This is a genomic window from Paenibacillus sp. FSL W8-0439, from assembly GCF_038008995.1.
Lineage (GTDB): Bacteria > Bacillota > Bacilli > Paenibacillales > Paenibacillaceae > Paenibacillus > Paenibacillus polymyxa.
Genome location: NZ_JBBPAK010000001.1, coordinates 1,544,391 through 1,567,350 on the forward strand (window position 1 = coordinate 1,544,391; position 22,960 = coordinate 1,567,350).

The 22,960-nt window shown below is 46.5% G+C and carries 20 protein-coding genes; 12 read left to right on the top strand and 8 right to left on the bottom strand.

Annotation, left to right across the window (positions count from 1 at the left end):
* Positions 1–15 precede the first annotated feature (15 nt).
* Genes cobT through MKX36_RS06605 form a run of 4 tightly spaced genes read left to right on the top strand, consistent with a single transcriptional unit; the run spans position 16 to position 4,167 of the window.
* On the top strand, positions 16–1,086 hold the full coding sequence (cobT, locus tag MKX36_RS06590; RefSeq protein WP_044785824.1) for a nicotinate-nucleotide--dimethylbenzimidazole phosphoribosyltransferase: 1,071 nt from the start codon (positions 16–18) through the stop codon (positions 1,084–1,086).
* The gene (cobU, locus tag MKX36_RS06595; protein ID WP_031463140.1) at positions 1,083–1,643 is read left to right on the top strand and encodes a bifunctional adenosylcobinamide kinase/adenosylcobinamide-phosphate guanylyltransferase; all 561 of its coding nucleotides are present in this window, start codon (positions 1,083–1,085) and stop codon (positions 1,641–1,643) included. Before cobT ends, cobU begins: the two co-directional genes overlap by 4 nt.
* Complete coding sequence (cobS, locus tag MKX36_RS06600; protein WP_090887936.1) at positions 1,640–2,509, top strand: adenosylcobinamide-GDP ribazoletransferase; 870 nt, start codon at positions 1,640–1,642, stop codon at positions 2,507–2,509. Before cobU ends, cobS begins: the two co-directional genes overlap by 4 nt.
* A gap of 38 nt (positions 2,510–2,547) precedes the next feature.
* Complete coding sequence (locus MKX36_RS06605) at positions 2,548–4,167, top strand: cobyric acid synthase (RefSeq protein ID WP_090887932.1); 1,620 nt, start codon at positions 2,548–2,550, stop codon at positions 4,165–4,167.
* A 99-nt stretch (positions 4,168–4,266) separates the two neighbouring features.
* On the opposite strand, the gene MKX36_RS06610 is transcribed toward MKX36_RS06605, so the two are convergent.
* Entirely contained in the window at positions 4,267–5,970 is a 1,704-nt protein-coding gene (locus MKX36_RS06610; protein WP_016820653.1) for a methyl-accepting chemotaxis protein, read from the bottom strand.
* Positions 5,971–6,472: 502 nt separating this feature from the next.
* Between MKX36_RS06610 and MKX36_RS06615 the strand changes: the two genes are divergently transcribed.
* The 5 genes from MKX36_RS06615 (at position 6,473) to MKX36_RS06635 (ending at position 13,405) form a co-directional block, all read left to right on the top strand.
* Positions 6,473–7,708 carry a PTS transporter subunit EIIC gene (locus MKX36_RS06615; protein WP_340864438.1) on the top strand — a complete coding sequence of 412 codons (1,236 nt, stop codon included), beginning with the start codon at positions 6,473–6,475 and terminating at the stop codon, positions 7,706–7,708.
* A 204-nt stretch (positions 7,709–7,912) separates the two neighbouring features.
* Positions 7,913–8,746 (top strand): BglG family transcription antiterminator LicT, encoded by an 834-nt coding sequence (gene licT / locus MKX36_RS06620; RefSeq protein WP_016820651.1) that lies wholly within the window; start codon positions 7,913–7,915, stop codon positions 8,744–8,746.
* A 166-nt stretch (positions 8,747–8,912) separates the two neighbouring features.
* Entirely contained in the window at positions 8,913–10,814 is a 1,902-nt protein-coding gene (locus MKX36_RS06625; protein ID WP_045244011.1) for a beta-glucoside-specific PTS transporter subunit IIABC, read from the top strand.
* Between the two features lie 240 nt (positions 10,815–11,054).
* Positions 11,055–12,452 carry an L-cystine transporter gene (locus tag MKX36_RS06630; RefSeq protein WP_016820649.1) on the top strand — a complete coding sequence of 466 codons (1,398 nt, stop codon included), beginning with the start codon at positions 11,055–11,057 and terminating at the stop codon, positions 12,450–12,452.
* Between the two features lie 254 nt (positions 12,453–12,706).
* The gene (locus MKX36_RS06635) at positions 12,707–13,405 is read left to right on the top strand and encodes a queuosine precursor transporter (RefSeq protein ID WP_016820648.1); all 699 of its coding nucleotides are present in this window, start codon (positions 12,707–12,709) and stop codon (positions 13,403–13,405) included.
* A 66-nt stretch (positions 13,406–13,471) separates the two neighbouring features.
* Here the strand turns inward: MKX36_RS06635 and MKX36_RS06640 are convergent, their stop codons facing one another.
* On the bottom strand, positions 13,472–14,560 hold the full coding sequence (locus MKX36_RS06640) for a M24 family metallopeptidase (protein WP_193190508.1): 1,089 nt from the start codon (positions 14,558–14,560) through the stop codon (positions 13,472–13,474).
* A 64-nt stretch (positions 14,561–14,624) separates the two neighbouring features.
* A complete protein-coding gene (locus tag MKX36_RS06645) occupies positions 14,625–15,389 on the bottom strand; it encodes an MBL fold metallo-hydrolase (RefSeq protein ID WP_340864439.1) in 765 nt (254 codons plus the stop codon).
* A gap of 164 nt (positions 15,390–15,553) precedes the next feature.
* Here MKX36_RS06645 and MKX36_RS06650 point away from each other — a divergent pair, with 164 nt between their 5' ends.
* Entirely contained in the window at positions 15,554–16,063 is a 510-nt protein-coding gene (locus MKX36_RS06650; RefSeq protein WP_019686608.1) for a GNAT family N-acetyltransferase, read from the top strand.
* A gap of 99 nt (positions 16,064–16,162) precedes the next feature.
* Here the strand turns inward: MKX36_RS06650 and MKX36_RS06655 are convergent, their stop codons facing one another.
* The 3 genes from MKX36_RS06655 to MKX36_RS06665 form a co-directional block, all read right to left on the bottom strand.
* Positions 16,163–16,597 carry a threonine/serine exporter family protein gene (locus tag MKX36_RS06655; RefSeq protein ID WP_016820644.1) on the bottom strand — a complete coding sequence of 145 codons (435 nt, stop codon included), beginning with the start codon at positions 16,595–16,597 and terminating at the stop codon, positions 16,163–16,165.
* A gap of 20 nt (positions 16,598–16,617) precedes the next feature.
* On the bottom strand, positions 16,618–17,373 hold the full coding sequence (locus MKX36_RS06660) for a threonine/serine exporter family protein (protein WP_013370006.1): 756 nt from the start codon (positions 17,371–17,373) through the stop codon (positions 16,618–16,620).
* 109 nt (positions 17,374–17,482) lie between these two features.
* The gene (locus tag MKX36_RS06665) at positions 17,483–18,340 is read right to left on the bottom strand and encodes a hypothetical protein (RefSeq protein WP_025364351.1); all 858 of its coding nucleotides are present in this window, start codon (positions 18,338–18,340) and stop codon (positions 17,483–17,485) included.
* A gap of 360 nt (positions 18,341–18,700) precedes the next feature.
* Between MKX36_RS06665 and MKX36_RS06670 the strand changes: the two genes are divergently transcribed.
* Together MKX36_RS06670 and MKX36_RS06675 are read left to right on the top strand one after the other, a co-directional pair.
* On the top strand, positions 18,701–19,432 hold the full coding sequence (locus MKX36_RS06670) for an HAD family hydrolase (RefSeq protein WP_016820641.1): 732 nt from the start codon (positions 18,701–18,703) through the stop codon (positions 19,430–19,432).
* 137 nt (positions 19,433–19,569) lie between these two features.
* A complete protein-coding gene (locus tag MKX36_RS06675) occupies positions 19,570–20,250 on the top strand; it encodes a serine/threonine protein kinase (protein ID WP_016820640.1) in 681 nt (226 codons plus the stop codon).
* Between the two features lie 82 nt (positions 20,251–20,332).
* On the opposite strand, the gene MKX36_RS06680 is transcribed toward MKX36_RS06675, so the two are convergent.
* Together MKX36_RS06680 and speD are read right to left on the bottom strand one after the other, a co-directional pair.
* Positions 20,333–21,751 carry an NAD-dependent malic enzyme gene (locus tag MKX36_RS06680; protein ID WP_126666663.1) on the bottom strand — a complete coding sequence of 473 codons (1,419 nt, stop codon included), beginning with the start codon at positions 21,749–21,751 and terminating at the stop codon, positions 20,333–20,335.
* Positions 21,752–22,000: 249 nt separating this feature from the next.
* Entirely contained in the window at positions 22,001–22,807 is an 807-nt protein-coding gene (speD, locus tag MKX36_RS06685) for an adenosylmethionine decarboxylase (protein ID WP_016820638.1), read from the bottom strand.
* Positions 22,808–22,960: the final 153 nt, after the last annotated feature.

Sequence of the window (22,960 nt, forward strand, 5' to 3'; positions counted from 1 at the left end):
CAGGGAGTGGAAGGTATGAACGACAAGCTGCGTCAGCTGATCGATAGCATAGCCCAGCCGGATGGAGTGGCGGCTTCGGCAGCGTCAGCACATTTGGACCAATTAACAAAGCCACCTGGAAGTCTTGGAAAGCTGGAGAGCTTGGCCATCCAGCTAGCAGGAATTACTGGCGTGGACAAGCCTGAATTTGATCGTAAAACGGTGATGGTCATGGCTGCGGATCATGGGGTGTGTGAAGAGGGAGTTAGCGCCTTTCCAGCTGAGGTTACGCAGCAAATGCTGTATAACATGCTGTCAGGCGGCGCAGCAATTAATGTGCTGGCACGTCATGCAGGCGCTGATGTCCAGGTAATAGATGTTGGCGTGAATGCGGACGTTGCTCACCCGGATTTGGTGAATCGTAAGGTGCGTATGGGCACTTCGAATATGGCTAAAGGGCCAGCCATGCTGCGTACGGAAGCGGAACAAGCGGTTTTGGCCGGAGCTGAAGCCGTAGCAGAAGCGGTTAAAGGTGGCACACGGCTATTTGTTACCGGAGAGCTAGGGATCGGGAATACGACAGCCAGCGCTGCGGTTGTATGTGCGCTCACCGGACTTGATCCGGAAGTGATCGTGGGCCGGGGAACGGGGGTAGATGTGGCGGGGCTTACCCGTAAAATAGCCGTTGTCTGCCGCGCATTGGATGTGAATCAACCGGATGCCAATGACGCGCTGGACGTGCTGACCAAGGTCGGCGGTCTGGAGATTGCCGCTCTGGCAGGCGTCATCCTCGGCGCAGCCGCGCATCGCTGTCCAGTGGTGCTGGACGGCTTTATTTCCGGCGCGGCAGCCCTTGCTGCACGCGCGCTTGCGCCTGCGAGCGCGGCGTACATGCTTGCTTCGCACGCCTCGGACGAGCGTGGACACGCGGCGGTGCTCCGCCAGCTTAAGCTGGAGCCCATGCTCCATCTGGACATGCGGCTCGGTGAGGGCACGGGCGGTGCGCTGAGCTTGCACCTGATTGATGCGGCGTGCCGCATTATGCGCGAAATGGCGACCTTTGCCGATGCAGGCGTATCGGACGGTCAGGGAGCCGCGCAGCGATGAAGGCGCTCGTGACCGGCGGGGCACGCAGCGGAAAAAGCGGCTTTGCCGAGCAATTATGCATGGCGCGCGCTCCGCGCGCCTGCTATATTGCAACGGCCCAAGCCTATGACGTGGAGATGAAGGAGCGTATCGCTCTTCATCGGCTCCAGCGCGATTCTGCCGGGTATGACTGGCAGACGCTGGAGGAAGCGCAGGCGCTGCCGGAGCTGCTGCGGCGGCTTGGCGACGATCAAGCGTCGCAGCCTGCGCCTATGGTGCTGGTCGACTGCCTGACCCTGTGGCTGTCGAACGTGCTGCTGGCCGCAGGTGAGGACGGCGAAGCTGCGGCCAGAGCCGCCATGGATGAACTGGCGGCAGCTGTGGAGCAGTATCCGGGATCGCTCGTCATCGTAACCAACGAGGTCGGTGACGGTATTGTACCAGAATATCCGCTTGGAAGGCTGTACCGGGATTTGAGCGGGATTATGAATCAGCGGATAGCCCGTGTTTGTGGCGAAGTTTTTTTAGTGACGGCGGGCATTCCCGTAGAACTTAAACAGTTGGAATATAAGCTATGAGCCGCGAACGTCAGGCTGTTGCTGCGGCTTTTCAATTTTTAACCCGTCTACCGGTCAAGGCGGAGCTGGATTTTTCCCCGGAGCTGCTGAAACGCAGTGCAAGCTATTATCCGCTGGTTGGAGTGATTATTGGTATTATCGTCTGGGGCATTGCGGCGCTTACGGCTATGGTGCTGCCACCGCTGCCGTGTGCGATTCTTACCCTTGCAGTCTGGGTCTGGTTGACGGGCGGACTGCATCTGGACGGGTGGATGGATGCTGCGGATGCCTTATTCAGCTACCGGTCCCGTGAACGGATGCTGGAGATTATGAAAGATAGCCGTGTAGGAGCAATGGGGGTTATTGCTTGTGTGCTGCTACTCATGCTCAAGGCTGCTTTGCTGTATACCGTGCTGGTTGAACAAAATGTGTCCGGCTTGTTGTTGCTTCCGATGGTTTGGAGCCGCTGGTTTATGGTACATGCAATGAAGCGCTGGCCTAAAGCCCGTAACGATGATGGACTGGCTGCGCGTTTTGCTGATATGAGTGGTGGACGTGCCGGACTGGCCGTATTTTGGGCTGTAGTCGTGACTCTAGGTGCTGCCGCAGGCCAGTATATACTTGCAGGACCAGCTACAGCAACAGAGGGATCAGGAAACCTGTCGTTAGCAGGGACACACTTACAGACGCTCCTTTCGTATTCTGAAAGCCTTCCAATCTGGATAGGCTTTGCGTTGCTTCCGCTCTTGGCTTACGGAGTTGGAACCTTTACAGCAAACCGTATTAATCGCCGTCTTGGGGGACTTACGGGAGATATATACGGAGCTTTGAACGAATTGCTGGAGACTGTGTTGTTGCTGTTTATTGTCATTTTGTACGGGTTGTGATCAAATTTGAAATGAATTCGTTAAAGGGGAAGAGGCAATTGTCAACTTTCGAACCGTCCCGCACGAACCCGGCAGCTATCTTAATGCTTCAAGGAACAGCGTCGGATGTGGGCAAAAGCGTGGTGACGACCGCGCTGTGCCGGATCTTTCTGCAGGACGGCTACCGTCCCGCACCGTTTAAGTCACAAAATATGGCGTTAAACTCTTATGTTACCGAGGACGGCAAGGAAATTGGACGTGCACAGGGAGTACAGGCCGAAGCTTGTGGTATTGAGGCGACGACCGACATGAATCCGATTCTGATTAAGCCGGTCAAGGATATGCACTCACAAATTGTTGTACACGGTGTACCTTATGCCTATATGAGCGCTTCCGATTACCGAAAGGACTTTTTGCCACAAGCCAAGCACACCGTTATGGATGCGCTGAATCGGCTGCGTGATACCTATGATATTGTGCTTATGGAAGGGGCAGGCAGCCCGGCAGAAATTAATTTAAAGGACCGCGATATTGTAAATATGAACCTTGCAGGCTGGGCGGATGCTCCAGTATTGCTGATTTCGGATATTGACCGGGGTGGTGTCTTTGCCTCTCTGGTAGGGACTATTGAGTTGCTGGAACCCCATGAAGTACAGCGTATCCGTGGATTTATCATTAACAAATTCAGAGGCGATTTGTCCCTGCTTCAACCAGGATTAGACTGGCTGGAAGAACGGACAGGCATTCCTGTACTCGGTGTACTGCCCTATTTACCGGACATTCGCATTGAAGCAGAAGATTCGGTCGTACTGGACAAGAAGCCTAAGCGGTCAGCAAAGGATAAAGAATTGGACATTGCGGTGATACGTTATCCGCGTATTTCCAATTTTACGGACACGGATGCTTTGGCCGCAGAGCCGGATGTGAGCGTGCGTTATGTCACGGAGGCCGGACAATTGGGCGTACCGGATGCCATTATCTTACCGGGAACCAAAGACACCATCGGAGATCTGCTGGAATTGCGTGAAAGAGGGCTAGAGGATGACATTCGAGAGGCCATGAAGATAGGACGCACGCAACTGGTTGGTATTTGTGGGGGCTATCAAATGCTGGGTACAGCGTTATTTGATCCCGATGCCGTCGAATCTGGGTTGCCGCAGCAGGCAGATGGGTTAGGTTGGCTAGCTCTATCCACGACCTTCTTAAAGGAAAAGCAAACCGTGCGCGTTCAAGGAACCCTGTCTAATCATTGCCCACTTTTGCTAAGCACTGCACTTGATTCGGGTTCTACCTCCAAGCCAGTCATTGAAGGATATGAAATACATATGGGTGTTACAGAGTATGTCACGGAACCACATGTATCTATAGACAGGACTCCAGACTCAACGAAAATGAAAACATTATTCCAGATTCAGCGTGGGGAAGGGACTGCCTTTGAGGAAGGTTGGGGTACGACAGACGGTAAGGTATGGGGAACCTACTTGCATGGTGTGTTTGATAATGACCGTTTTCGCCGGTCCTGGTTGGATGGACTGAGACAAGCCAAGGGCTTGCCAGCTTTGGATAGCACTTTTACTGTACGTGAAGCCAAGGAACAAGAATTTGACCGTGTCGCAGAGGTGGTACGCGCTCATTTGGATATGGGACAAATTTACCGCATTCTCGGGATGGATTCATAAACTTCTTCATGGAAGATCCTTTAAAAAGCTTTTAAAAAATAAAGAGGTATCTCTACAGTCATTTTTGTGACTGAGAGATACCTTTTTTAGCAGATCAGCTTACTTAATTTTAAATTTTTGAACCGCCTTTTGCAGCTCAGTTGCTTGTTGGCTTAATTGACGAACAACCTCACTGTGACTTTCCATTTCATTCAGTTGCTCATCGGCATTTAAACCGATCTCCTGAATCATATGTTGTGCGTTGGCAGCAATGAGAGCTGTCTCCTCCACGGAAGCAGATACTTCCTCCGAGCTGGCGGATACTTGCTCCGTTGCTGCGGATACGGTTTGAATCGTAGCGTTGATCTTTTGCATGAGCTCACTTAGCTGGTTAAAAGCAAAACTCGCCTGTTGAACCATTTCCGTTCCCGAGTGAATCTCACGACTAACCTGAGTCACTGAGTCCACAGATTGCTGAGATACTTCCTGAATGGTAACTAAATAGTCCGAAATTTCCTGTGTTGCTGCTTTGGATTGCTCTGCGAGCTTGCGAACTTCCCCGGCAACTACAGCGAAGCCCCGTCCATGCTCGCCCGCGCGGGCAGCCTCAATGGAGGCATTCAGGGACAACATTTGAATCTGCTTTGTAATATCGAAAATTGCAGAAACGATGCTACCAATAGCTTCTGAGCGTTCATTCATACTATGTATGTATCGAAGCGACTCATCAGCAGCATGTCCTACCTGTGACATTTGAGCTACAGCTTTTTGAGCAAGCGTATTCCCGTTAACCGTTTCTTTCGTTGCTTCACTGATTTGGTCAGATACATCATTGGCAGAGGAAGCGATATGCTGCACACCTTGAGCAATCTCCTCCATAGCCTGTGCATTTTCAGCAGCAGCAGAAGCGATGCTGTTGCTGCCCTTGGCTACTTCTTCAGCGGCAGCTGTAGAGTCCTGGACTTTTACACTCATAGCCTCAGTTCGACGAAGCAACTCGTCCGACCCTTTAACAACTGCACCTGATGTAGTAAGCACATGGCCGATCATTTCTTTCAAGTTAAGAGACATAGATTGGAAGCTGCGGGCAAGTTGAGCAATTTCATTAACTCCTTGAACCTTTGTATCTTGCGAAAGATCCCCTTGGGCAATTTTTTCGCTATGACGAACCAATTCAGCAATGGGCTGTACAACTTTACGAATGACAAGGGTAGAAATAACTCCGCCCAGTATAAGTGTTACCAGTGTAATACCAATGCAAATCCATAGGATTTGTTGGGATTTTTCCTGTACGAATCCAACATCTTCGTTCACGCCAAGAATCAGATTACTGCCTGATATGGCAAAGAAGGCGGTTTTGTGTACTCCATGCGAGTCGCTGTAAATGTCACTGATATTCATCTCGCCTTGTTTGGCTTTTTTAATATCCTCAACAGGAACGAGGGTATCCTTGACCTTATATGCTGATTTTACGTTTCGTGCGACAACTTCGGCCTTACCATCATCCTTCAGCACCGCAATATATGCGGATTCTAATTTGAGGGTGTCAACCTTGTCCTGAAGATAAGCTTCCATCTGCATAGCAGAGCTGGAACCAGACCCACTTCCTTGCCCAGCTTGAACAGCTAAGGAAATATTGAGATCCTGATACACATTTTTAGCCCCAGTTTCTAGCAATTGATCTACTTGAGGCATGACACTGCTATTAATGATACTCATGGAAACTGCATAAAAACTGATGCTGAACAGAAGAGACGCAAAGAGCTGAATCAGCAAAAACATAATTCGCAGCTTTGCGCCAAGGGAACGATTAAAACGCTTCATGAAAATTCTCCTCTCACATGATGGTGATAAAACAGACGAATTGCCCTGCTTGATGTAGGCCGCTTGTCCAATGAGATACTAGACACGCCATGATCTACTTGTTTTCCTTTCTTTGCTTGAAGAAAAGACTGAAAATGTTCGGATTCTATGTATATTTCAGCTGTATTCAAGGACACAAGATATGAGAAAGGGAAGTAATCCATGATTTACTAAAAAGTAGGTTAGACCTATTTTACATAATTAACAGACGGTTGAATAGTCATATTTGCCCAAAAACAAACAAAAAATATATAACTATGGTCTTGGGTGTTTAGATGTAAGTTTGATGTAAATTATCAGGAGTAGGAAATTAAAAAGCTTTACCCGTGCTTTTATAACTATTGTAAAAAAGAAGGAATATAAGTAGTATAAGGAATGCCACTTTTTACAAGCTTCTTTTAAGCTTGCTTTAATAAGTTCGAATGTGGTCTTCAATATACATATAAAAGGGGAAAAGGCAGTTATGAATCGGGAATTGCTTTCTAAGGAAATAAATTTGGAGGTAGAGGGAGAAGATAACCAGGAACCGACTATAGATCAAGATCAAGATAAAGCGAATAGAGGAGGGAATCCGTTCAGCCGCCTGTTTGATTTTATCTCAGGCGTATTCACTCCGCTCTTGCCATTGCTAATTGCTGGAGGAATCATTCAGGGGATTGCGACTGTTTTCTTGTTCTTAGATTTTTTTGATACTCAAGTCTTTACCGCTTTAGGGTACATTGGTGGTGTCGTATTTTATTTTTTGCCCATTATGATAGCGGTAAATGCGGCAAGAAAGCTTGGTAGCAATTTATTTATTGCGGCGGCAATTGGGGCCTGCTCATTTCATCCTGGTATTATGGAACTACTGCAATCCGGCCTAAAAATGAATTCAGACGATTTACCCGTGGTGGAGCCACAGTATGTTGCCTCTTTTATACTGATTCTTATTGTTGTCTGGCTTGCATCGAAGATTGAAAAAGGATTGAGTAGGTTCGACCGTTATTCAATTCAACTACTGGTCGTTCCGACATTGACGCTTATCTTGATTGTGCCTTTATTGCTGTTTGTTTTTGGTCCGCTGTGGACGACCCTGGCACATCATTTGTCGGATGGTTTTGCTTCACTGTTTGACGATGCGGACGTATTTGCAGGTCTGCTGTTTGGTGGGACAATACCTGTGCTCCACTTTGCGGGCATGCAATATATGATGTCGATGAACATAATAGAATCCATGGCTACGAATGGCTATGATTCTATTACCCCTGTTGTTGCGGCGGCAGTCATGGCTCAGGCAGGCGCGGCCTTCGGTGTATGTGTTAAATCCAAAAATGCCAAAGTCAAAATACTTGCTGCTTCCACAGGCCTGTTGGCTATGTTTGGAATCATTGAACCGGCATTATACGGCGTTAATGTGCGTTTCAAAAAACCGCTTATCGCGGGACTGGTCGGCGGGGCTATTGGTGGGGCGTGTATGTGTCTGTTTGAAGTGAAGTTGACTGCTTTTGCAGCCTTATCTGGCTTGCTTAGCTTACCCCTGTTTTCCGACACTACATTTGTTTACGCCATTTTGAGCATGCTGATTTCGTTTGTTACGGCTGGTGTAATTACGTATTTTATGGGCTTTGTGGACGATAAAGAGAAGCCATCAAAAATTGCATCCGCATCCCGTATTCGTGCTTCCTCGGATTTGAATGTGGAAAAGAGCCCTAGCAATTAAGGTGTCACGCAGCGGCTAATTACCTCATGTAAGTGTTTACAAAAAAATCTTGTCAGCTCAGTGTTTATATGATACTATGATGACAGTTAATCAAAACTGCACAATCATGGATTGTTACCATATCGGGCAAAACCATAAACAGGCACTATGTGTCAGTTTTGGTATTGCCTTTTTTTACTACTCCAAGCGGCTTAAGGTGATGGAATGAAGATAGCAAAGGTGCTGAATAATAACGTCGTAACGGTCATTGATGAACAGCAGAAAGAATTAGTCATTATGGGAAGAGGAATTGCTTTTAAAAAAAACACAGGCGATGAGATTGAAGAGGGGAAAATCGAGAAAATTTTCAAGCTTGAAAGTACCGAGGTTTCCCGTAAATTGATGACCCTGATGTCTGATATCCCTATTGAGTATGTTGAACTTTCTGATGAAATCATCCAGTATGCCAAAACGATACTTGGTGTAGAGTTGCATGACAGCATCTATATTTCGCTGACAGATCATATCCATTTTGCCATAGAGCGTTACCGTTTGGGTATGGACATCAAGAATGCACTTTACTGGGAAATCAAACGAATGTACCGCAAGGAATTCGCGATTGGGACCAAAGCATTGCACATGATTCAGGACAAGCTGGGGGTTACACTTCCAGATGATGAAGGGGCGTTTATTGCCTTACATTTGGTGAATGCACAGCTGAACAGTGAAATGCGCGAAACGATAACCCTGACTAATATCGTCAAGGATATCATAAACATTGTAAGCCGCTTTTTTGTAATGGAGCTGGATGAAGAGTCGTTAAGCTATTACCGCTTTATTACACATCTCAAATTTTTTGCCCAACGGGTTATGAACGGAACTCCTGTACAAAATACAGATAATTCGCTTCATGATATGGTTAAGGTACAATATAAGGACGCTTATGCTTGTGCGGAAAAAATAAGAGATTATACGTCTAAGATCTATGGTCGAAGCTTATCCCAGGATGAGATGCTGTATCTCACGATTCATATCGAACGCATCATTAAGAATCAATGATTTTATGGATGATCAGGGATTTAGGATTGCTACTTCTAAACAAGAAGGCAAAACCTGAATGCTGAAAGAAGATTGGCTTTTATAAAGCTGTCTGCTTTCTGTATTCAGGTTTTTTTTATTCCCAAATTTCACACTATATACCTTAAATAGAAAAGAGGAATGCCTCATGGATCGAAATCAATTATCCAAAGAGATACTTACATTGGTCGGTGGAGAAGAAAATGTAGAGCAGGTCATTCACTGCATGACGCGCTTGCGCTTCAACCTTCATGATGATAAGAAAGCTCAAAAAGAGCAGTTGCAAAAAACGGATGGTGTCATGGGAGTCATGGAGAGTGGCGGCCAGTTTCAGGTGATTATCGGAAATGATGTAGCTAATGTATATAAATCATTGGTGAGTAACATGTCCAAGGCACCGCAAAGTGAAACAGGCGCAAGCACTGCATCCAAGAAAAAACAAAACCCGATCAGCCAACTGTTCGACTTTATTGCGGGTATGTTTACACCTATTCTGCCGGCGATCACCGGGGCAGGTATGATCAAAGGGATTATTGCCCTACTGGTAGCTATGCACTGGATGTCTGACAAGAGTCAAACCTATACGATTTTAGCCGCAATAGGTGACGGTGCGTTCTACTTCCTGCCGATTATTTTGGCTGTGAGTGCGGCTAGAAAACTCGGTAGCAATATGTTTATTGGTGCGGCGATTGGTGCTTCAATTTTACATCCAGACATTACAGCATTACTGGCTTCGAATGTGAAGGTTAGCTTTATTGGCCTTCCGGTGACAGCGGCTACGTATTCGTCGACCGTTATTCCAATTGTTATCGCGATCTGGCTGGCATCCTATGTTGAAAAATTCATTGATAAGTATACTCATGCATCACTGAAGTTGCTTGTTGTTCCAACACTGACTCTATTGATTATCGTACCATTGACGTTGATTGCTGTAGGGCCGCTCGGCTCCATTATTGGTAATGGCCTGTCAGGGGGGATATCTTGGTTGTTTGAAAATACAGGTGCGCTTGCAGGTCTGCTGCTGGGCGGTACCTTCTCCCTGATCATTATGACAGGTATGCACTACGCGTTGGTTCCTATTATGATCGGATCGATTGCAACGTTGGGCTATGATTACATGATTCCAATTATGGGAGCAGCTAACTTGGCTCAGGCTGGTGCAACACTTGGCGTATTCTTGAAATCCAAAAATGCCAAAGTCAAAACAGTGGCCTTCTCCACGAGCTTGACAGCTATTATGGGTGTAACCGAGCCTGCAATGTATGGTGTGAATATGCGGTTTAAAAAACCGTTTACGGCAGCGTTGATCGGCGGAGCTGTCGGTGGGGGCTTCATGAGTTTGTTTGGTACAAAAGCGTACGTCGTTGGGGGACTCGTTGGTTTGCCTGGTCTGGCTATGTTTATTGGACCGACTTTCTTGTACGCAATTCTTGGTCTTATTATTGCATTTGTGGTTGCTGCGATTGTTACCTATGTGATCGGTTTTACAGATGAAAAGAACGAAGAAGCGACACAAGCAGCAGATGCTGCTGGCGAGATCTCTACTGAGGAAGTAGCACAATCTGCGATGAGCTCACTGCCAAAAGGTGAGAAAATCCCGGTATTCAGCCCAATTGTGGGTGAAGTTAAACCGCTCAGTGAAGTCAATGATCCTGCATTTTCTCAAGAAATTATGGGTAGAGGATGGGCTATTGAACCCTCCGAAGGTCGGGTTGTTTCCCCAGTTGAGGGCACAGTGTTCTCCATTTCCAAAAGTGGGCACGCTGTAGGTTTGGTGAGTGATTCAGGACTTGAAATGCTCATTCACGTAGGGATGGACACTGTTAAACTAAAAGGACTTCATTTTACACCTCATCTTAAAGCAGGAGATCGCGTAAAGGTAGGCGATCTTATACTGGAGTTTGATCTGGTGGAAATCCGCAAGGCTGGATACGAAACGATAACGCCTGTTATTGTTACAAATGTAGATCAGTTTAGCGAATTGGAGCCCGCAGGGAATCAGCATAAAGTCGTTAAGGAACAGGAACTGTTATATACAGTGATCGTCTGACAGTCGAAAAATCTACGTATACATTGAATACGAATCGTTGTGTTCAGGATAACAAACAGCAAGCCTTCATCTTACGAAGGCTTGCTGTTTGTCGTTTTCATAAAATCTAAGGCTGAAGCAGTTTTATTATTTTTATTTCAATAAAACCTACAAAAATAGTTGGCTTTGTGATATAGTAATCTTCGGATTGAAGGGTCACTTTAGAAAACATCTTACGTTTAAGTTTGGAGGAAAAGATATATGGATACCTTCTTTATTATTTTAAATGTTATCGTGCTGCTTGCACTGCTCGGAGTGTTGGTCTGGATGCAGAAAAAGCGCATCTCTTTTACAAAAAGAGTTTTTACCGGGCTCGGCTTCGGACTGATCTACGGGGCTATTCTTCAGTACGCTTATGGGGCTGGCTCAGAGGTCATTACCAAATCGGTCGATTGGTTCAACCTTGCAGGTAATGGTTATGTCCGTTTGCTGCAAATGGTCGTTATTCCGCTTATCATGGTGTCGATTATTTCGGCTATTATGAATTTGAAGGGAAGACAGAACCTAGGCAAAATAAGCGTGTCCATTATTGCAGTGCTACTGATTACAACGGCGATTGCAGCTTCAGTAAGTATTGTAACCAGCCTGTCTTTTGATCTAAAAGCAATTGAGATTCAAAGTGGTGAAAAGGAGCAAGCGCAGGGACTGAAGATGGAAGAACGCCTGGGAACAGTTCAGGATATGACTATTCCACAGCAGGTGCTGGAATTTATTCCTTCGAATCCTTTTGAAGATATGACAGGGGCACGCCGTACATCGACGTTGGCAGTGGTTATCTTCTCAGCCTTTATCGGGGTGGCAGTACTCGGATTGGATCGTAAAAAACCGGAGCAGGCGCAAACCTTCCGCAAAGTGATCGACGCAGTGTACGCTGTAGTGATGCGGATTGTAACGCTGGTGCTAAGATTGACGCCTTACGGTATTTTAGCACTGATCACGAAAGTTGTAGCTACAACAAATCCGGATGAAATCTTGAAGCTGATCAAGTTTGTACTTGCTTCTTATGTGGCTTTATTGGTCATGTTCGTTATTCATCTTATTTTGCTGGCCTTGTTCGGTTATAATCCAGTGACATATGTGAAAAAGGTATTGCCTACGCTGGTTTTTGCTTTTACGTCTCGTTCCAGTGCAGCGACCATTCCATTAAATGTTGAAACACAAACGAAAAAGCTTGGTGTGTCCGACGGCATCGCAAATCTGTCCGCGACCCTGGGTGCAACCATTGGGCAAAACGGCTGTGCGGGTATTTATCCTGCTATGCTGGCGGTCATGATTGCTCCAACGGTGGGCATAGATCCTACAAGCTGGGATTTTATCCTCACACTTATTCTGGTTGTTACGGTGAGCTCGTTCGGTGTGGCAGGTGTAGGCGGGGGCGCCACTTTCGCTTCCCTGATCGTGCTTTCTACCCTGAACCTTCCCGTGGCCTTGGCAGGATTGCTCATTTCGGTTGAACCGTTAATTGATATGGGCCGTACCGCGTTGAATGTTAATGATTCTATTACCGCAGGTCTTATCTCTGGCAAAGTACTCAAGGAGAACGATCAAGACGTGTTCAACAACCATGGCACGGATCTGGATGCAGCGGCACACTCTTAAGTAAAAGATAGACGAATGGTATACACTGCAGCCTCATATCGCATTTATCGCATATGTATATGTAACACATGCAGTGTGCACCTCCATACTCAGAGCCGACCCTAAGGTCGGCTCTTTATTTTGGGCTGGTGGCCGTGTAAATTATAGCTGTTCACAAATCCTAATCTATGATACATTAAAATAATGTTTTTCCGGCTTGTTCGGATGAACCGCGGTTCGCAACCATCCCGCGCTATCAAAACTAGGAGGATTTCATGTTTAATCTGTTATGGGGGGCAGCATTTGTCCTCGTCAATTTTATGTTCTTTTTGCTATGTTATCGGTTGTTTGGTAAAAAAGGGCTATACGCCTGGATTGGCGTTGCTACTGTTTTGGCCAATATTCAGGTAACCAAAACCATTGATCTGCTCGGCATTACCACGACATTGGGAAATACAATGTATGTTTCTATGTATATGGCCAGCGATTTACTAAATGAAAAATATGGGCCTAAAGAGGCACGAAAAGCTGTGTGGTTTGGCTTTTTTACTCTGATTATGACGACGATCACGATGCAGATGGTGCTGTTATTTGAGCCTACTGCAACCGATTTTGCCCAGACACCGATGCAACAGCTCTTCGGATTGTTGCCAAGGCTTGCGCTTGCCAGCTTGACAGCCTATGCGGTCAGTCAATTGCTGGACGTGCGTCTATATGCCTGGATTCGCAAGTTTTTCCCGGAGCGTCATCAGCTCTGGATTCGCGGCAATGGCAGCACGATGATCAGCTCGTTTATAGACACCCTCATTTTCTGTAGCATTGCCTTTTACGGCTATGCGTGGGGGATATGGATCGAACTGTTGTTCACCACCTACATCTTAAAATTTGTACTGACTGCGGCAGGTACACCGATTTTATACATCGCACGTAATTTCCGTTTGATAGAAGAGGAGGGGCAAACCCTCAAGCCTTAATTGGCTTGGGGTCGCCCCTCTTTTTTTTCGTACTTTTAACATATCAATATTAAGAATAGCACTAGATTACCCCAGCACGGTCAGTTCCTTCGGAAAAGAAGTCAGCACTTCAACACCCTCAGAGGTGACCAGAACGTCATCTTCAATCCGCACACCCCCAAGACCTGGTACGTAGATGCCGGGTTCGATCGTGAACACAAACCCTTCATGAAGCAGATCGTTATTGCCTCCGTGCACAGATGGATATTCATGAACACTCATACCAAGACCATGTCCAACCCGATGGTTAAAGGCAGGGCCATATCCAGCGGCTTCAACAACGGCTCGAGCTGCCTGGTCTACGGATGCGCAGGAAACTCCCGGGCGAATGGCGGCAATTCCGGCTTCATTTGAGCGAAGAACCGTATTATATATCGTTTCCAGCTCAGTCGAAAGCTTGCCAAAGGCAAAAGTGCGTGTAATATCCGAAGCATAACCATCGGAATATACACCCATATCAAACATGAGCAGATCACCGTGTTGCAGCTTGCGGGTCCCTGGGACACCATGTGGCAAGGCTGTTTTGGGTCCAGACAACACTGTAGTGTCAAAGGATGGACCATCTGCACCGAGTTTTTTCATCTGGTATTCGATTTCGGCTACCAGCTCGACTTCGGTCACCCCTTCGCGAACATGGGTTAGGCCGTGACGAAGAGCATCTTCCACCAAACGAGCTGCATGCTTCAAACGTTTTACTTCCTCAGGAGTTTTTCTCACGCGCATGTCTTGAAGCACCGGACCCAAGTCAACATATTGAGCAGCGCCAATGGCAGTATGTAGTTGTTCGTAACGGAGGACGGAGACGTGTTCCTTTTCCAGTGCGAATGCTTTCACTCCGGTACCTGTGCGTTGGCGTAACAGATCATACGGATTGTCCGTATCGGTGTGGGTGGATATACGCGTCACCGAGGAAGCAGCTTGGGCAGCTTCTGCGTCCAGGGCGGGTACAATTAGTTCTGGTTCTTGGTCACGAAGCAGCACGAGCCCTAGAAAACGCTCATGCGGATCACTGGCGAAGCCTGTCAGGTAGTAAATATGTTTGGGATCGGTCACAAGTAGGCCATCCCAAGCTTGTGACTTCAGTTCATCATACAATCTGGTAATTTTATCATTCATAGAGTCTCATTCCTTTCTGTCCATTTATTCATTATAGCTCTTATTACATCATAATTTATATGGCTTATTCTCTTGACTGACTTAATGCTTGCAGACGTGCCTGCACATTCTGATCATAGTAACCACCATGGTAGCAGAGTACCTTATCTACATCCAATACGGTCAGTTTATCGAGGCTCTTCAGAGCCAACGGCATATCCGGCGTAGCCGACTCAGCGGGACCGACCAGCTCACCCTCGACTACACGCAGTTCATCTGCTGCCAACAGCAGCTTGTGTGCAGGCACATACAAGCTGATATGTCCGGGCGTGTGGCCAGGTGTATGAATAATCTGTATGCCTCCACCATAAGGCAGATGTTCACCGTCCTCAAGCATATGAGCAAAGCGCAAATCTGGCAGGCGGCGAATCATATCCTCTGCTTGTTGCTTGAGTGCAGGCTCCATCAGATTGATGCGTTCCGGCGTCAGCTTTATAAATGGTCGTTCTCCTGTCATATATGGAATGTCATCCTTATGGGCCAGCAGGGCAGTGCTCGGTAGCAAGTCCAGCAGTGCTTGAACATTTCCGATATGGTCAATATCCTGATGCGTTATAACAATTCTTTTCAGACGGCTTATATCCTCACCCACATCTGAAATAGCCTTGCGCAGAGGCTCCAATTGACCGAGCATGCCCGAGTCTATCAATGTAAGTCCATCCTCGTCCTTGAGCAGTACAGGATGAATGATCGAATTTCCAAAAAAAGGTCCCATAGACACTTCCAAAATCAAAATTTGAGTTCCAATATTCATATTAAGCTGCTTCGGATTCCTTTGATTCCGAAGCATACCTCCCGCCTCATGTTGTTAAATTGGTTAATGTAGTGCTGGCTTATCTTCAAATTCTATTATAAGACCCTTTGGGGTTAATCCGCAAAACAACTCGATATGGCTGTTCCAGCGCTTGTCCTGTACAATAAATAAATCACCACAATAGGGGGGCAGATACGATAATGAACAAGGACCAATCTTTTTCCATTGAAATTGCATGCAGGGAGGATCTTCCCGATATTGTGGATATTTATAATTCTACGATTGCAGGACGAATGGTCACGGCAGACCTGGAGCCTGTGACAGTGGAGAGCCGCATTCCATGGTTTGAAGCTCATCAGGAAAACCACCGCCCTTTGTGGGTACTAAGACAAAAGGGGAACATTGCCGGATGGGCCAGCCTTCAGTCCTTTTATGGCCGTCCAGCTTATAACGGTACAGCAGAAATTAGCATTTATGTCCATGAGGATTCTCGTGGAACCGGCACTGGAAGCCGTCTGGTACAGCATTTGCTAAATGAATGTCCTAGACTAGGAATTACAACGTTGTTGGGGTTTGTATTTGGTCATAATGAACCGAGTATTGCGCTGCTGCGGAAGTTTGGCTTTGAGCAGTGGGGATACTATCCACGTGTTGCCGTGCTGGACAGCATAGAGCGAGATCTGGCTATATTAGGTAAGCGAGTAGATTAATATTGAGCTACACAAAAAGGCTGTCCCCACCATCGTCTCATACACTGTCAGTGTGGCGATTTTGGGAGCAGCCTTTTTTACTTTGTTATTTCTTCGTTTTTAACGCTGAGGTTTAAAACGTACGTTGTGAAAGATTTGATTAAGCACCTCAGAGATCACCAAACCGACTGCTATTGCCCCGGCGATCATGAGTGTGCTCATGGCCAGTTCCAGTGCCTGAGGATAATTATGTTGTACGAACTGGCGCATGGCATTATAAGCCATTCCTCCTGGCACCAGGGGAATCATGCCTGCCACGCTGAAAATAATCACAGGCATTTTGTACAGTCTAGCAAAACCTTGACTGACGATGCCGATAAGGATCGTGGCTAAAAGGCTGGCGCTCACAGGTCCCATGCTATCCGTGGTTGAATAATAGACAAGCCAGCCCAGCATACCGACAAAACCACATTGCAGCAGCGAACGCCGAGGAGCGTGGAACAGTATACCGAAAGCAGCGGTGGCAATAAAGCTTGTGAATAATTGTGCAAGCATAAGCTTGAATCTCCTCCAAATTACATATAAGAAATGATAACTGCAACACCAGCACCAATGGCGAAAGACGTCAAGCAAGCATCTGCACCTTTGGAAAGCCCTGAGACTAGGTGCCCGGACATTAAATCCCGAAGAGCATTTGTAATTAACAAGCCCGGCACCAGTGGCATAACGGAGCCAATGATAATTTTATCCATCATCTGACCCCCGCCAACAATCACTAACAGAGCCGCCAGCAAGCCGATTAGAAAAGATGCAGAAAATTCTGAGAAAAACTTAACCTTAACGAGCCTGTGGAAATATTGTAAGGCTGCAAATCCGATACCGCCGCACAACACAGCTCCGGGGAAATCTCGCCACACTCCACCAAACATGATCATAAAGCAACCGCTGGCCAACGCTGCAGCGATCAGTTGTACACGATTGGAATAGCGGAGGGGACCACGTTCAATTTCCGAAAGCTCTTTTACGGCTGCGCTGGGAGACAAAGTGCCTGCGCTGATTTTACGTGAAATAGAGTTCACCTCGGTCACCTTGTGCAAATCTGTAGTCCGCTCTACGATCCGGATTAGCTTGGCAGGTTCCGAATCATTAATGGCAAAAAAAATTCCAGTGGGTGTTACATAGCTATGGGACTGGGATATGCCATAGGCTGAAGCAATGCGGGACATCGTGTCTTCAACACGATAGGTCTCGGCTCCATTTTGCATCATCAGTTTGCCTGCTAGCAGACAAACCTCAATGATTTCAGGAGTAGGATAGGAATGATTATTCATGCTCGCTCTCTTTCATGCGCCCCAGGTCGTTCGACCCTGTTGTTTTCATTTATTGTAGCACAAAAAGCCGCCTTTTCAGAGGCGGTTAAATTGGGGGAATCTATGGAGTTTATCGAGATTCTATCGTATCGGGAATAACGGTATAGTAGGACTCCTCTAGGTATGTTGCGGCCTCAGACAAGCCCATCAGCCTAAGCTGTCCTGTTACAAAAGCTCGAAGGGCTGAATGGGTGAACAGATGCCGTGTCTGAGCATCCCGAATAAAGGCCAGTCTGGCTTCACGCGAACCGCTGCGGAACAAATCACGTACAGCTTCACCTTGTTGTTCCCAAAGGAATGGCTCCGTTACGTTCAAGAAGTCGCTCTCAATAGAAGAGCTACGCTTCAAAGAAGAAGGTGCCTGAATACCCAAGCCATTCAGTGTAGGAGCAACTTCATTTTGCTTACGCTCTGTTCGCAAGCTGTCGATGTAGGCGGCCATATCTTGAATCGGCAGAATGCCAAAGCGCTCCCGAAAGCATTCGCGTACAAACGCGGTACGTTCATCCACAGCCTGCGGAGGACGCTGACCAGCATGTCCAGAATAGTCTGCTCCACTGGCATAGTATCGTTTTAATGAACTGTTTTCTGTATAAACAACGCTTAAAAAATCCTGCAAATGGCGGGCAACCACCCATACCCCCGTCCAATCGACGGGAGAGACGCATACAATCGGAGCCTGTGAAAGGTCCTTTTCAAGACCAAAATCGGTTAAAAAGCCATAATGTATCCCGTCCACTCCAGCGTGGGCAAAAGGAATAACATCAGGCGGTGTAGCCATATATCGCGGAGCGCGGCCTTGTTCCATAATCAATCCCAAATCAAAACTCAGAGAATGCCGGTTCGCTTCAAGCTCCTGTTCAAACTCTATAAGTGCCTCAATCAAAGGTGTGGCTGATCCATAGGCTAGGTTAGAACCGGAATCCATTGTGTATACCTCCCTTATCCAAGTACATCTGTAAAGCGTTCATCCCTAAAAGGTACGTGATTTTACACGAAATGTAAACCTGTATGACGAATATTTTCAAAAATGTGACCTTTTACCCGTGTGCTATCAAAATAAAACGCTTTCGTTCAAATTAGGACAAGATGCCTATGTTAGCGCAGTAGTGAAGTAAAGTGAGTTTGCCAAAATGCAGTCTTTTCAGTGTATGTTATTATCTGAGAAGGGTGAATGACAGATACGGGCTGGGTAGGTCAGGGTGCAACGTAATAGGTCAACGGGTATAATATCAGGACAAGGTATAGAGGAGTGTCATCCAAAGATTTAACAGAAAGAAGTGGGCATATGAACTTGCAAAAGAAGGCTGTTTTTTTTGATGTAGATGATACGATGTACGATCATCTGCACCCTACACGTGATGCATTGCGTACAGTATTAGGATTAAGTGAGCGTTTTCCATATGAGGAAGTCTACCACCGTATTCGCTATTACAGCGATTTACTATCGGCTAAAGGAGGACTATTGGAGGGGAAAGCAGGGCAGGAAGAACTGGATGAGATGAGGGAAGGTCGTTTTATTCTGGCTCTACAAGAATTCGGGGTAGATATTACCCGTGAGCAGGCAGTGCATGTCCAACAAGAATACTTGGATCGTCAGTACCGAATTGAGTCTTTTGAGGGGGCTACTTCGTTAATTGATGAATTGAGCTCGGCTGGCTATGTGGTTGGTTTAATTACGAACGGTCTTGAAGAACACCAAATGAGCAAAATTAAAGCCATGACACTGGAAAATCATGTTGCAGCAGAGCATATTTTTGTGTCTGGGACCGTTGGTTATGCCAAGCCTGATCCGCGCATTTTCGAAATAGTGAACGAACGGACAGGAACTTTAGCAGAGCATTGCTGCTACATTGGGGATTCCTGGCGTAATGATGTGGCGGGAGCTATAGCTGCAAATTGGCAGGTCATTTGGTTCAATCACAGGAACGCTTTCCCGGAATCTGATGTGTCGGGGGCTTATAAAACCGCGGCAAGTTACACAGAGTTAAGAAAGCTGCTCCTGCCAGACGCACGTTAGACACGGTACATATCGTGTTATCCAAAAGAATCTAACCTATTTTGAAGCTATTTCAAAAGCTGGTCCGTAATACTATTTATCTGTTATAAATCTAACTTCATTTGAAATGGGTAGAACAGAGAAGGAGGGACCCGCGCATGGTAGAACCATGGAGGCAGGCAGACGACATCATAAGTCAAGTGACCGTATATAGTACGGAGGATAATGACCCAGTTACCATTAAAACAGCCACCCAAGGCGTACGCTGTATTGGCATTGGGACAGACGCGGCTGTATTTACACTCGATACGTTGCCAGGCTACGCGTTCAAGGTGTATTCAGACATGGCGATCGAAAAAAAAGATGCAGAAGCCGATGTATATGAGCGTTTGCAAGGGTCTGATTTTTTTCCTCATTATTACGGAAAAGGCGATAAGTATATTGTCATTAGTTACGAATCTGGTGTCACGTTGCTAGATTGCCTGCTGCAAGGAATTCCGGTGCCGGAGCAGGTCATTTTGGACGTGGAAAAGGCGAGGGAATTTGTTCGGTCCAGGGGACTGAATCCCCGTGATATTCATCTCAAGAATGTACTCATGCAAGACGGACGCGCCAAGGTATTAGACGTATCTGAATATGTAAAAGAAGGCGATGACAAGCGTTGGGAGCATTTGGTGTGGGCGTATCATACGTTCTATTCCGGTTTCTCTGAGGTTAAGGTTCCTTCATGGATTTTAGATACGATCAAAAAATGGTATTACAAGCTGGACAACTCCAGCATCAACCTGGAGGAGTTTGCCCAGCGTGCCAGTCAATTGTTTTCTAAATGGAAGTCATAACTGCTGTGAAGAGTATCGAGATACAGACCTAGCCTTCTATACAAAAGGATTGCACCCATTTTACGGGAGCAATCCTTTTCTTCTATCTGAAATCTCTAGGTACTCTTCTGGCCGTACCGCTCGCAATCGCGGCTTGAATCACCTTTTTACGCACCTGTTGTACGGCGCCCTCGTTAAATACACCCGGGATAATATACAGTTTGTTTAATTCATCGGGACGGATTGTGCCTGCGATGGCTTCTGCGGCTGCCAGCTTCATCTCTTCGTTAATTTCACGGGCGCGACAGTCCAGTGCTGCTCGGAATATGCCAGGGAAGCAAAGTACATTGTTAATCTGGTTAGGATAGTCCGAACGTCCGGTGGCGATGACCCCTGCAATATCCTCGACATCCTCTGGGTTAATTTCCGGAACCGGGTTCGCCATGGTGAACAGGACAGGAGCTTCCTTCATACGCTTCACGTCTTCTCGTTGCAATATTCCGCCTGCCGACAGACCGATAAACACATCTGCGTCCTTCAGAACCTCAGATAGCGTGCCGGACAGCCGTTCAGGGTTGGTATGCTGCGCATACCAGTTCCACATCGGATGCTCATAGGTTTCATCAGCTGTAAGCGCACCGTTACGGTCTACACCAATAATGTTCTCTGCCCCTGCAGATAGCAAAATTTTGGTACAGGCGACACCTGCAGCCCCGATACCGCAGACGACAATTTTGACGTCAGACAGAGCTTTGCCGACTACCTTGAGCGCATTAATCAGTCCTGCGTACAAAACAACAGCTGTGCCATGCTGATCGTCATGAAAAACAGGGATGTCCAGCTCGTCACGTAATCGCTGTTCAATTTCAAAGCATCGTGGCGATGAAATATCCTCCAGATTAATACCGCCAAAGGCTGGGGCCAGTTGCTTAATAGCCTTAATGATTTCTTCCGTGTCCTGCGTATCCAGGCAGATTGGGAAGGCATCGACGGACCCAAGCTGCTTGAACAGCATGGCTTTGCCTTCCATAACCGGCATGGCTGCATACGGGCCGATGTTGCCGAGTCCGAGGACAGCGCTTCCGTCAGAGACGACAGCGACGGTGTTACGCTTAATTGTTAATCGGAAAGCTTTGTCTGGCTCCTCATGAATTGCCATGCATACGCGTGCCACATCAGGAGTGTATACCCGGGATAAGTCATCGCGGTTTTGAATCGGGACCTTAGGCTGCATTTCAATCTTGCCCCCGAGATGTAAGAGGAAGGTGCGATCAGAGATGGACAGTACCTTTACACCTTGTGCTTTTTTAATCCGGGCGATCATTCGGTCGATTTCTGCTGGATCAGCAATGGTGACTGTAATATCTCTCACAGTGGCCTTCTCAGAGGTGCGGATGACGTCAATGGCGATAACATCTCCGCCATGTTCGTTTACCAACGTAATCAATTGACCAAACTGGATGTGCTCGGTGGAAATTTCCAGTCGTAAAATAATATTTTTACCGCCAATACCGCCTTGCATGCAAATTCCTCCTTTGTCTTTTAAAACAAAATAGTGATCAATTGATTGCGCTTACAATCGGGAGCGAGTCTAAGATCTAGGCTGATAGTTTAAATTAGTGGTTTCTTCCCCTATCATAGTGAACATTCTTCCACTTGTACAGATCAAGCTGAGTAATATATATGATCTTGTATCCAAAAAAGACGAAAGCCCGGCTGAATTCCAGTCTAAGCAATCGTCCTTTGTATAACGAAATGATCCATTTTTGGTTTACGTCATATTTTTGCCGTAGTAAATTTCGTCCATTTCGATTTTGAGTCGTGTTGATATATTTTGTTGCTCTTTTTCACTCAGACTTTCTTTTGTGTAGCCGAACAGGTAGTTGTCCAGATCAAATTGTTTTAGCTTGCATTTGGTATGGAAAATATTTTCCTGATACACGTTTACGTCGATCATGTCATACTGATTGCGCACTTCGTCGGGAATATAGTTTTGAATCGAGGCAATGTCGTGGTCGATAAAAAGCTTGTGACCATTCGTATCACGTGTAAAGCCGCGTACCCGGTAATCAATCGTCATAATGTCAGTGTCAAAAGAATGAGTCAGATAGTGAAGTGCCTTGAGCGGGGAGATTTCCCCACAGGTAGAAACATCAATATCTGCACGAAACGTGCTGATCCCCTCGTCTGGATGATATTCAGGGTAGGTGTGAACCGTAATATGACTTTTATCCAGCTGTATCACGACAGACTCAGGTAGGGGACCTGGTGATTCTGCATACGAATCATTCGGTACCTCCACAATCGGCCCTTCTGATATAAGCACTGTCACGCTCGCTCCTTGAGGGACATAATCCTGCTGAGCAACATTGAGTACATGGGCACCGATAATATCGGATACATTTTTTAAAATAGCTGTCAGTCGATCCGAGTTATATTGTTCATCAATATATTCAATATAGGCCTCGCGTTCTTCTTTGGTTTTGGTGTAACAAATATCGTACATATTAAAGCTCAATGATTTGGTCAAATTGTTAAATCCGTGCAGGGTAATCCGCTGTTCCGGTGTTATGGTCATAGGCTATTTCCCCTTATAGTCGCAGTATTCATACGTAATATTCCCAACACGCCTTTTCATATACCGATTCATAAAATCAGCTTTGTAGCGGATAAAATAAAGACTTGAACATGTATGTTTTACCCGATTGGTATCATTAAAAACAGCCAGATT

Coding starts and splice junctions, on each gene's coding strand:
- MKX36_RS06680 (WP_126666663.1), bottom strand. CDS start 21,751: ATGCAAGGCGGTATTGGCGGTAAAAATATTATTTTACGACTGGAAATT.
- MKX36_RS06645 (WP_340864439.1), bottom strand. CDS start 15,389: ATGCTTCGGAATCAAAGGAATCCGAAGCAGCTTAATATGAATATTGGA.
- MKX36_RS06625 (WP_045244011.1), top strand. CDS start 8,913: ATGGATCGAAATCAATTATCCAAAGAGATACTTACATTGGTCGGTGGA.
- MKX36_RS06665 (WP_025364351.1), bottom strand. CDS start 18,340: ATGGATTCCGGTTCTAACCTAGCCTATGGATCAGCCACACCTTTGATT.
- MKX36_RS06650 (WP_019686608.1), top strand. CDS start 15,554: ATGAACAAGGACCAATCTTTTTCCATTGAAATTGCATGCAGGGAGGAT.
- speD (WP_016820638.1), bottom strand. CDS start 22,807: ATGACCATAACACCGGAACAGCGGATTACCCTGCACGGATTTAACAAT.
- MKX36_RS06640 (WP_193190508.1), bottom strand. CDS start 14,560: ATGAATGATAAAATTACCAGATTGTATGATGAACTGAAGTCACAAGCT.
- MKX36_RS06670 (WP_016820641.1), top strand. CDS start 18,701: ATGAACTTGCAAAAGAAGGCTGTTTTTTTTGATGTAGATGATACGATG.
- licT (WP_016820651.1), top strand. CDS start 7,913: ATGAAGATAGCAAAGGTGCTGAATAATAACGTCGTAACGGTCATTGAT.
- cobU (WP_031463140.1), top strand. CDS start 1,083: ATGAAGGCGCTCGTGACCGGCGGGGCACGCAGCGGAAAAAGCGGCTTT.
- cobT (WP_044785824.1), top strand. CDS start 16: ATGAACGACAAGCTGCGTCAGCTGATCGATAGCATAGCCCAGCCGGAT.
- MKX36_RS06610 (WP_016820653.1), bottom strand. CDS start 5,970: ATGAAGCGTTTTAATCGTTCCCTTGGCGCAAAGCTGCGAATTATGTTT.
- cobS (WP_090887936.1), top strand. CDS start 1,640: ATGAGCCGCGAACGTCAGGCTGTTGCTGCGGCTTTTCAATTTTTAACC.
- MKX36_RS06660 (WP_013370006.1), bottom strand. CDS start 17,373: ATGAATAATCATTCCTATCCTACTCCTGAAATCATTGAGGTTTGTCTG.
- MKX36_RS06655 (WP_016820644.1), bottom strand. CDS start 16,597: ATGCTTGCACAATTATTCACAAGCTTTATTGCCACCGCTGCTTTCGGT.
- MKX36_RS06675 (WP_016820640.1), top strand. CDS start 19,570: ATGGTAGAACCATGGAGGCAGGCAGACGACATCATAAGTCAAGTGACC.
- MKX36_RS06615 (WP_340864438.1), top strand. CDS start 6,473: ATGAATCGGGAATTGCTTTCTAAGGAAATAAATTTGGAGGTAGAGGGA.
- MKX36_RS06630 (WP_016820649.1), top strand. CDS start 11,055: ATGGATACCTTCTTTATTATTTTAAATGTTATCGTGCTGCTTGCACTG.
- MKX36_RS06635 (WP_016820648.1), top strand. CDS start 12,707: ATGTTTAATCTGTTATGGGGGGCAGCATTTGTCCTCGTCAATTTTATG.